8 protein-coding genes and 1 riboswitch are annotated in these 9,230 nt (G+C 61.9%); of the genes, 7 read left to right on the top strand and 1 reads right to left on the bottom strand.

What is annotated here, in order from left to right; all coding sequences use genetic code 11:
• Positions 1 to 654 precede the first annotated feature (654 nt).
• From DN412_RS41235 to DN412_RS41220, 4 genes are all read left to right on the top strand, one after another.
• Positions 655 to 855, top strand: a complete 201-nt coding sequence (locus tag DN412_RS41235; RefSeq protein WP_244223080.1) for an H-NS family nucleoid-associated regulatory protein — start codon at positions 655 to 657, stop codon at positions 853 to 855.
• A gap of 118 nt (positions 856 to 973) precedes the next feature.
• A complete protein-coding gene (locus DN412_RS41230) occupies positions 974 to 1,585 on the top strand; it encodes a 3'-5' exonuclease (protein ID WP_115216774.1) in 612 nt (203 codons plus the stop codon).
• 855 nt (positions 1,586 to 2,440) lie between these two features.
• Positions 2,441 to 2,524, top strand: a riboswitch (ZMP/ZTP riboswitch).
• Positions 2,525 to 2,544: 20 nt separating this feature from the next.
• Positions 2,545 to 3,177, top strand: coding sequence for a LysE family translocator (locus DN412_RS41225; protein ID WP_115216773.1), 633 nt, complete (start codon positions 2,545 to 2,547; stop codon positions 3,175 to 3,177).
• A 132-nt stretch (positions 3,178 to 3,309) separates the two neighbouring features.
• Complete coding sequence (locus DN412_RS41220; protein ID WP_115216772.1) at positions 3,310 to 4,269, top strand: alpha/beta hydrolase; 960 nt, start codon at positions 3,310 to 3,312, stop codon at positions 4,267 to 4,269.
• A gap of 236 nt (positions 4,270 to 4,505) precedes the next feature.
• Here DN412_RS41220 and DN412_RS41210 read toward each other — a convergent pair whose 3' ends face one another.
• Positions 4,506 to 4,730 carry an alpha/beta hydrolase gene (locus DN412_RS41210; protein ID WP_244223079.1) on the bottom strand — a complete coding sequence of 75 codons (225 nt, stop codon included), beginning with the start codon at positions 4,728 to 4,730 and terminating at the stop codon, positions 4,506 to 4,508.
• 24 nt (positions 4,731 to 4,754) lie between these two features.
• On the opposite strand from DN412_RS41210, the gene DN412_RS41205 reads away from it, so the two are divergent.
• From DN412_RS41205 to DN412_RS45595, 3 genes are all read left to right on the top strand, one after another.
• Complete coding sequence (locus DN412_RS41205; protein ID WP_115216771.1) at positions 4,755 to 5,117, top strand: amidohydrolase family protein; 363 nt, start codon at positions 4,755 to 4,757, stop codon at positions 5,115 to 5,117.
• A 483-nt stretch (positions 5,118 to 5,600) separates the two neighbouring features.
• Positions 5,601 to 6,407, top strand: a complete 807-nt coding sequence (locus DN412_RS41200; RefSeq protein WP_115216770.1) for a sulfotransferase family protein — start codon at positions 5,601 to 5,603, stop codon at positions 6,405 to 6,407.
• A 114-nt stretch (positions 6,408 to 6,521) separates the two neighbouring features.
• On the top strand, positions 6,522 to 9,230 hold a 2,709-nt coding region (locus tag DN412_RS45595), incomplete at its 3' end, for a DUF4347 domain-containing protein (protein WP_425267494.1).

The following is a 9,230-nucleotide window of genomic DNA, read 5'->3' as shown; positions in this document are numbered from 1 at the left end:
AACAGGACCGTGAAACAGCTCCGCGCCGATGATAGTGCGGATTACCCGTGTGAAAGTAGGTCATCGCCAGGCTCTTATTCCCAAAACCCCTCGACAGCGTGTGCTGCGAGGGGTTTTGTCTTTGGTGGTCCGGAAACGTTTACAGATTGGGAAAATGGCGCAGCACCGCAGCACTCTCTTATTGGGGTGATCGTATAATGACCTTCATTAACGGTGCAATGAGTTGGGCCGGCCGAAGTCCGCGCCCGGCTCGAGGCGCAGTCCGCGGCGCTCGCCGATCGGCTCGCCAGCGTCGCGCAGGCGCAGCGCAAATCGGTCAACGACCTAGACACCATGCAGGCGGAGCTGGCCGCGGCACAGCGCCGGGCCGAGCGCGCCGAAGCCGAAGCGGCGCTGGTGCGCCAGTTGCTGGCAGAATTGCGGGTGGGGCCGCCTGAGCTGGTGGTGGCGGGCGGCGGCGCAAGGCCGACGGCCCAGCCCCGAACGAGAACCAAGCACAGAGCGAAAAGCCGAGCGATAAGCCGGGCAAAAAACTGGACGAAAATCAGGGCGCGCCTACGGCCTCCCTCACCCCGGAAGACGGCAGCGATAGCAGTGACGACAAAGACAGCCAACAATGAGCGGGCGGCGGCGATCCGCTGGATCCAGGCCCAGATGGCCGACTATGGGCTGACTCTGGAAGAGTTGGAGGCGGCGGGGTGCTTCGACCCACCGCCGCCTCCGCCACCCCCGCCGCCGCCGGTCTGCTACCGGAACGCCCAGGGAATGAGCTGGGACGGGCAGGGCGAGATGCCCGATTGGCTGCAGCGGGCGGTCAATGCAGGGCAATCGGTGGAGTTTTACCGGGTCGGATAAACGAAGCTCAGTTACTGCAAGCGATGAATTTTCTTTTCAATCATAGGCTTGCAGAGGATATGGCTAGTTCTTTGCGAATCCCGGGCGTATCTCATTCTAAGAAACAAGGGGAAGCAGGTTGCAGACGGTTGCGGTTTTGGACTTTGAAACGACGGGATTGTCGCCAAGTCGAGGTGACCGAGCGACGGAAATTGCTGTCATTTTGTTGCGCGACGGCGAGATCGTCGACCGTTTTCAAAGCTTGATGAACGCGGGAAGGCGTATCCCCTCGCAGGTTGTAAGCCTGACCGGCATCACCAATGACATGATTTCAGATGCACCGGCTGCATCGAAGGTCATGAGTGAAGCGGCCCGGTTTGTCGGCCGACATCCGGTGGTAGCCCACAATGCTGGTTTTGATCGAAGGTTTTGGCAAGCCGAGCTTGGACTTCTGGACATCGCAGCCAATCAGCACTTCGCGTGTACGATGCTCACTTCCAGGCGTATCTACCCACACGCTCAAAATCACAGGTTATCAACACTCGTCGATATGCTGCAATTGCCTAAGGCCGGACGTGCACACCGAGCGATGGCCGACGCTGAAATGACCTGTCATCTGTGGCATCGACTGCAATACGATATCGCTCAGACGTACGGAGTGAGCCAGGTCGATTACGCACTCATCGCCCGTGTGCAGGCCACCAGCAACGCTAAGGTCCCGACGCTCCTGCGCTCACTAGCCGGCCGCTGAAGTATTCGCTGTGCACAGAGCAAAGCTTCGGTGTGTCCCGGTTCAGAGGCGCCAACCTCACGTCACGAATACACCATGAGAAGGGATGGATCGACGAAAGCGAGGCCGCCGGATCGTGCGAGGAAGAGTGTCGTCAGGCACTCAAGGTATTTCTGCACGAGACATCATCACAAAAGAGCATTGGCGGCCTGTCGGGCGTACACCCGATTCTTTCAGGGCGACAGTTGCCCACAACCATATCCGACCGGCGGCACGTCCGCTCCGCAACTGTCGCATATGTACCAAGGCGTCGGCTTGCGCAAGCACGGTCCTACCTTTGCAGACTGGTACGCTTGCCCACCGTTTCCGCCCGTGCGAAGCCGGTACACGGAGGACCATGCTTAGGGTGCGCCGAACGGATCGGCGACCTGCAGCGCGCTGATCTTGCGCCAATGCTGCAACGCCGTGTTGATCGCGCTGCCGCGGTCAGCAGACTGCAGCAGCCGATTCACCAGCACTTGGGGGGCTCCGGCCGGCGCCTTGACGCCGAGAGGTGTCGACGCATGGCAAGGGACCAAGATGGCACCACCATTGGTGATTTACTGCTGGCGCACGCAATTTCCCCCATGACCGTCCCATGCGTGGCCTTGGGCGTCGCGGATGCGGCTTCGCCGGGCAACGGCAATGGAAACATGTTCAGCAAAACAACCTGCGTTCTGCAGGTCGGACTAGTGCAGGCCATATCTGTCCACTTGACTTGCGTTTGGATTCAAAGAATCGCCTCAGCGTGCTCACGCAGGAGTTGTGTGACGGAATCCTGAAGAAGAGCAGGGGCATGCGGATCGAGGCAGCAAATTAGAAGACGTGCTAGGATTTCTGAACTCATGTGACTGGCGCATACAGATAGGGCACTATCGGGGAGCGTGAGGTTGTTAGCCGCCGCGCGCCTGGGCATTACCTACTACCCTTGGAGATGGGTTATGCCTGATTTCACACAATTGCTCATGTTCGCTCTTGTGGCGTTGGGAATGGTTTTAACGCCGGGGCCGAACATGATTTATCTAATTTCCCGCTCAATTTGCCAGGGTAGACGCGCAGGCCTCATTTCGTTGGGAGGTGTTGCTCTGGGCTTTGTGTTCTATATGCTCTGCGCGGCATTCGGAATTACGGCTTTCGTATTTGCGGTACCTTACGCATACGACACGCTTCGCTTTGGCGGCGCTTTGTACCTTCTATATCTTGCCTGGCAAGCGGTCAAACCGGGCGGACGGTCCGCCTTTGCAGTGCGCGACCTACCGGTCGATACCCCAATAAAGCTCTTTGGCATGGGGTTTATCACTAACCTGGCGAATCCAAAAATCGCCGTCATGTATCTGTCTTTCCTTCCCCAGTTTATTACGCCAGGACACGGCAGTGTTCTTACCCAATCGCTGGCGCTCGGCAGCGTTCAGATTTCGATCAGCCTCGCTGTAAATGCGCTTATCGTCGTGACAGCCGGATCGATATCTATCTTCCTGTCAGGACGCCCGTCATGGCTATCGCTGCAGCGCTGGCTGATGGGAGGCGTTCTGACAGGTCTGGCGGTGCGGATGGCGTGCGAAGCGAGGAAATAGCGGCGCCTCGCATCGCCTGTACGTCGCCCCTGCATTAATGAAGGCCCGCGCAACGCGGATTCATGCTGACCTTCCACGCCCCCAACAGTTGAGTGATTGCCCTGGATAACGCGTTCCGCACATCATTTACCTATGCCCCAGGCAAGCTACAAGACGGAAACCTATTGGAAACAGTACCAACCCTTTTTTCCCGGACACGCGCGAGTAACCGCCGCCAGCGGCCCGAATGAAGAGTGGCTCGCCTGGAGAGGAGCATCGATCCATGTTGATCGATTTCCCTGCGCTGCATCGCCGCTGACGGTGATCGTAGTGCATGGAGGTGGAGGGTACGGCCGGCTGTTCGCGCCGATTGGCAAGCTGCTGCACGGCGCCGGCTACGAGGTAGTAGCTCCGGATCTACCGGGATATGGATTGAGTCAGGCGCCCCCTTCACTGGTTTCCTATAAGGCGTGGACCAACTTGCTATGCGATCTGGCGTCCATCGAGTACCAGAACACCGGGCGACGCGTGGTATTGTGCGGCGGCAGCCTTGGTGGCTATCTGGCTTACATGTGCGCGGCGCGGATGGGTTACGGCCCGATTGCTGGCGTGATCGCCACAACCCTTGCGGATCCGCGCTCGCCGCTGGTGAAACGACAGTTTGCCCGCAACGCGCTGGTGCGCCACGTCATGATGCCCCTGTTGCCCTTCTGCGCCCCTCTGATCGGCGGACTGAGACTGCCCGTGAAGTGGTTTACCAAAATGGGCGCGATGTCGAACGATTCATTGCTTAACCGACTCGTTGCCGAGGATCCTTATGGTGGTGGCGTACGTGTGCCGGTCAATTTCATGCAGTCAATTTTCGCCGTGCGGCCGGACATTGAGCCCGAGGACTTCGACCACTGTCCTCTCCTGCTGGCACACTCGGAAAACGATCGCTGGACGGGCTTCGAATCGAGCCGGCAGTTCTTTGACCGCATCAAGGGCGACAAAAGATTGGTGATGCTGGAAAACTGTGGTCACTTTCCAGTGGAGGAGCCAGGCATCGCACAACTGGAACAGGCTTCGATCCGATTCCTACGGGAGATTGCCAGCAACAGATCGCGCTCATGACCGCGTGACATTGGTTTGTTGTGGTGAGGTCAGAGGCGCCATCATGCCCGCTGGCGACCGGTCATGGCTGCGCCCGCCTGTCGGAGAAGATCAGGAAGCTGACAGCAGCGAGCACCCTGACAGCAATGCCCCTGTAGAGCATGATCCCGCCGAAACCGTGCACTAGCGCCGATTCAGCCAGGCGTACCAGGCCGCAGTTCCCATTGCGACCAGACACTAGCTCGCGAGATTGCCTGTCAGGTGGGCGCGCTCGCGTCAAAATGCTGCAGGAGCCGGTATCCCTCAACCAAGTCATCCAGTTGGCTGGCGGCATTCAAATGTCCGCGCGCCCCGACGTCGAGTAATCCGCTACCCGATGTACTGGCACGGGACTGTGCATAACTGATTGCCGCATAGGGATCGTGGTTGCCCCACGATACTGCGAAATGGCAATCTTGCTGACGGTACGGGCGAGAACCCAATGCTAAAGGCGCTGGGAAAGACCGATGCCGATGGGTCTGGGACAGCGGGCGTCTGCGGTCAGCGTGCAAGAGGTGATCGAGATGGTGTCGATCAATGGGGCCATCGCCATGGGGATCGGTGACATTACTGGATCGATTAATGCGGGCAAGCGTGCGGACATCATTCTCGTGCGGGCCAACGGCCCGAACATCTGGCCGATCGGCAATACCGAAACGGCGATTGTGCAGAGCGGCACGGCCAGCAACGTCTACACAGTGCTAGTCGACGGGCGACTGGCCAAGCGGAACGGCCGCTTGCTAGCCTACGACGTGGACAGCATTGTGCGCCGTGCCCAGCAGTCCTCCGCCCGGATTCTCAATACGGCAGACGAGATATTGAAGTTCTGAGCGCTCCTACAAGTGAGAGGGCCAAACGGAGCCTCTTGTCCGCGAGCGGACAGGAGGCACTCGTGGCAAGAGCCGCGGGAAGCTGACCCGATTTCGTGTTCGGTTTCGCAGCATCGAACGGCCCAATGCGTTCCCGGCCACTGCCTTGTCTCGCCACCGCCGGGTTGGCAGTGCCGTCGGATGTTGCTTGCCGACGACACTTTGCAGCGCGGATAGCGTATGCCCGTAAGCCAGGTGACGGACTCCAACCCGTCCCCCCTTTGGAGGGGTTCCATCCCGGTGGCCCGCACGAGGTGCCCGATCTAGGGGAAAATGCCTGGCAGCAAGCAAATATTTTGTAATACAGGTCGGATTGGAAATTCCCCTGCTCGCGTGATCCGTCTTGCCTGTTCTACGTACAGGCGCGATACGGATCGCATAAACTACCAGGCTTAAAATACAAAAAAGGCGGTGTTTGGGGTGCCTCATAATCAGTTCCACTTTATGTCGGGCTTGCCCAGGTCAGGGTCGACGCTTCTGTCCGCGCTACTCCTGCAGAATCCTCGCTTTCACGCAGGGATGACCAGCCCGGTGGGAACGCTGTTTAATGCTGTCCTGGCGCAATGCAGCGCCGGCAGCGAGTTCGGGCCCGTGATCGACCAGGACCAGCGCCGTAGGCTGCTGCGTGGCCTCTTCGATAGCTACTATGCGGACAAGGCCGGCAAGGGCGTGGTATTCGACACCAATCGCAACTGGTGCTCCCGCATGCCTGCTCTCCAGGATCTGTTTCCCAGTGCCAAGGTGATTGCTTGCGTGCGCAATGTCGCCTGGGTCATGGACAGCCTCGAGCGCCTGTATCGCGCCAATCCGTATGAAAACACCAAGCTGTTTTCCGACGACGCCGAGCGCAGCACCGTCTATAGCCGGGTCGATACCCTGGCGCAGCGCAATCGCCTGGTTGGCTTTGCGTGGGCCGCGCTCAAGGAAGCGTATTACGGTGAAAACGCCGGTTCCCTGCTGCTGGTCGACTACGATTTGCTCAGCCAGGCGCCCGACAAGGTAATGCGCCTGGTCTACGACTTTATTGGCGAGCCCTGGTTCGAGCACGATTTCAATAACGTGCAATACGACGCGCCGGAGTTCGACCAGGCCCTGGGCGTCTCAGGCTTACACCAAGTGAAATCCAAGGTAGCCAGGCAAGCGCGGCGCAGCATCCTGCCGCCGGACCTGTTCGAGAAATACGCTGCGTTGTCATTCTGGGAGGACGGCAGCACGAGCGCGGCCAATGTCATTCGCGCGAAACTCGACTAGCCCGGTCAGATCGATCAGCGCGACAACGCAGGGCCGGCGGCTCGCCGGACGATTCAGGAAGCCGAATAGCAGATTCCAGCCCGCCGTGCGCTCCCTGAGCCGCGCACGGTGAGGATGCGCGAGGAGAGCGATATGTGGTGGACCCGGAAGCAGAAGGTAGACAACGCGGTTGCGATGCCCGACCGGCCCGCAAAGGGGGCAAGCCCGCTGTCATCGTCGCTGATCATGGCGCTGGAGCCACGCATCATGTTCGATGGCGCCGCTGTGGCCACGGCCGCAGCGGCCCACCCGGCAGCCGATAGCCACAGCGCGCCGGCGGATGGCCACGCGGCCGACAGCCACCCGGCGGACAGCCATGTGGCGCCGGCCGCCGCTCCAGCGGCTGCGCAGCCAGCGGATACAGCCAGCCACGCTTCCACGCCCGCCGAAGCCGGCGCGCCCGCTACGGTGCCATCCGGCCACAACGTGCTGTTCGTGGATAGCCGGGTGGAGGACAGCGCCAGCTTGCTGGCCGGCGTCGCGCCCGGTACGGAAATCGTCTACCTGAACCGCAACGCGGACGGCCTGGCCCAGATGGCCGACTACCTGTCCGCCCACCCCGGCGCCAGGTCCGTCCAGATCATTGCGCACGGCGAGGCTGGCGACCTGTGGCTCGGCAATACCTATCTTTCCGGCGACAACGTTGGCAGCTACGCCAGCAGCCTGGCGAAGGTCGGCGGCGGCATCCAGGCCGGTGGCGACATCCTGATCTATGCCTGCAACACCGCGCAAGGCGCGGCCGGCCTGTCGTTCATCGACTCGCTGGCGGCGCTGACAGGCCGCGATATTGCCGCCTCGGACAACCGCACCGGCGCGGGCAGCGACTGGAACCTGGAAATCACCACCGGCCAGATCGAAGCCACCTCGGTACTGTCGGCCAGCGCGGAAGCCGCCTATACGCACGACCTGGCCCTGATCACCGTGACGAGCAGCGGAGATACCGGTGCCGGCACTTTGCGCAGCGCGATCGCCTCGGCGCTAGCGGGTGACACCATCACCTTCAGCACCGGCATGACGATCAACCTGTCGACCCTCACGTCGGGCAATTCGCTGCTGGTGATCAGCAAGAACCTCACCATCGATGGCGACATCAATCACGACGGCATCGCCGACGTCACGCTCGATGGGCACTACAACGGCCGCGTGCTGGAAATCACCTCCGGCTCGACCGTCGGGCTGGAGGGGCTGGTGATCGAACATGGCCTGGTTTCGGGCATGGGCGGGGCCGGCGGCGTAGCTGCAACCGCCGCGCAAGGTGGCGGCATCTACAACGCCGGGACGCTGACTCTGACGGATGTCACCGTCACGGCCAATGCGGCTTCCGGTGGCGGCGGTGGCGGTGGTGTGGCGGCCCCCTATGCTGGTGGCGCTGTTGGCGGCGGCGGCGGCGGCGGTGGCGGCATGTCCGGCATTGGCGGTGGAGCGGGGGGCGCGGCTGGCTTCGCAACAGGTGTCTATGCCGGTACGTCAGGCCATGCCGGCGTTGGCGGCAACGGAGGCGGTTACAACCCGAACTACATGGGAGGCCATGGCGGCGCCACCACTGGCGGTGCGGGGGGCATCGGCGTCGCAGGCTATTCGAGCGGCGGCAACGGGGGGACTGCCAACAATGGCACCATCTCGATTGGCGGTGGCGGTGGCGGCAGCGGCTGGGATGCCACCGGGGCCGCCGGCGGCAGTGCGGCGGGCGGCATCTTCAACGCGACTGGCGCAACCCTCAATGTGGTTGGCAACTCGATCATCAGCAACAACCTGGGCGCAGGCGGCGGCGGCGGCGGCGGGGGCGGCTTGGGCGGGAGCGCCTCAAGCGGCGGTGCCGGTGGCCTGGGCGTGGGTGCCATATGGAACCAGGGCACCGTGCACATCACGGCTTCGGCCTATGCGGCGATAGCCGGCAACGCAGGCGCGAGCGGGGCGGGTGGCCCGGCACTCGGTGGAGGGGCCACCGGTATCAGCCCAACGGCCGTTGGCAAGATCTACAACGACACCGGCGGTATCCTCGACAAGACCTACAGCCCGAACGCCGCCCCCGTTGCCACCACCAGCGGCGGCACGACCCCGTTCACCGAAGGCAACAACGTCGCCAGCACGCCGGTGGTGGTCGATAGCGGCGTCACGTTCAGCGATGCGGACAACACCACCTTCGCCAGCGGCAAGGTGGCGATCAGCGGTAACTTCCACAGTGGCGAGGACGTGCTGGCGTTCACCAACAACGGCGCCACCATGGGCAACATCTCGGGGAGCTACAACAGCACGACCGGGGTGCNCGACAGCTCGGACACGCCCAACACCAGCACCCGCACCATCAGCTTTACCGTCAACGACGGCACGTCCGATAGCAATGCCGCGGCCAAGACGGTCAGCGTCACCGCGGTCGACGACACGCCGGTGGCTACCACCAGCGGCGGCGCCACCGGGTTCACCGAAGGCAACAACGTCGCTGGGACGCCGGTTGCGATCGACAGCGGCGTCACGGTCAGCGACGCGGACAACGCCACCCTCGCCAGCGCCACCGTTGCCATCACCGGCAACTTCCACAGCGGCGAGGATGTGCTGGCGTTCACCAACAACCCCGCCACCATGGGTAATATCACGGCGAGCTACAACAGCGCGACCGGGGTGCTGACGCTGACCTCGGCGGGGGCAAGCGCCACGACGGCCCAGTGGCAAGCGGCGTTGCGCTCGGTCACCTACACCGATAGCTCGGACACGCCCAACACCAGCAACCGCACCATCAGCTTTACCGTCAACGACGGCACATTGGATAGCAATACGGCGACCAAG

The organism is Cupriavidus lacunae, from assembly GCF_003353055.1.
In the GTDB taxonomy this organism is placed as follows: Bacteria; Pseudomonadota; Gammaproteobacteria; order Burkholderiales; family Burkholderiaceae; genus Cupriavidus; species Cupriavidus lacunae.
The sequence above is the reverse complement of the archived record's forward strand: the minus strand, read 5'-3'. Positions and strand labels throughout refer to the sequence as shown.

Excerpts from the sequence above, each read along its gene's own strand:
- DN412_RS41235 (WP_244223080.1), top strand. The coding sequence starts at position 655 with ATGGCCGACTATGGGCTGACTCTGGAAGAGTTGGAGGCGGCGGGGTGC.
- DN412_RS41225 (WP_115216773.1), top strand. The coding sequence starts at position 2,545 with ATGCCTGATTTCACACAATTGCTCATGTTCGCTCTTGTGGCGTTGGGA.
- DN412_RS41220 (WP_115216772.1), top strand. The coding sequence starts at position 3,310 with ATGCCCCAGGCAAGCTACAAGACGGAAACCTATTGGAAACAGTACCAA.
- DN412_RS41205 (WP_115216771.1), top strand. The coding sequence starts at position 4,755 with ATGCCGATGGGTCTGGGACAGCGGGCGTCTGCGGTCAGCGTGCAAGAG.
- DN412_RS41200 (WP_115216770.1), top strand. The coding sequence starts at position 5,601 with ATGTCGGGCTTGCCCAGGTCAGGGTCGACGCTTCTGTCCGCGCTACTC.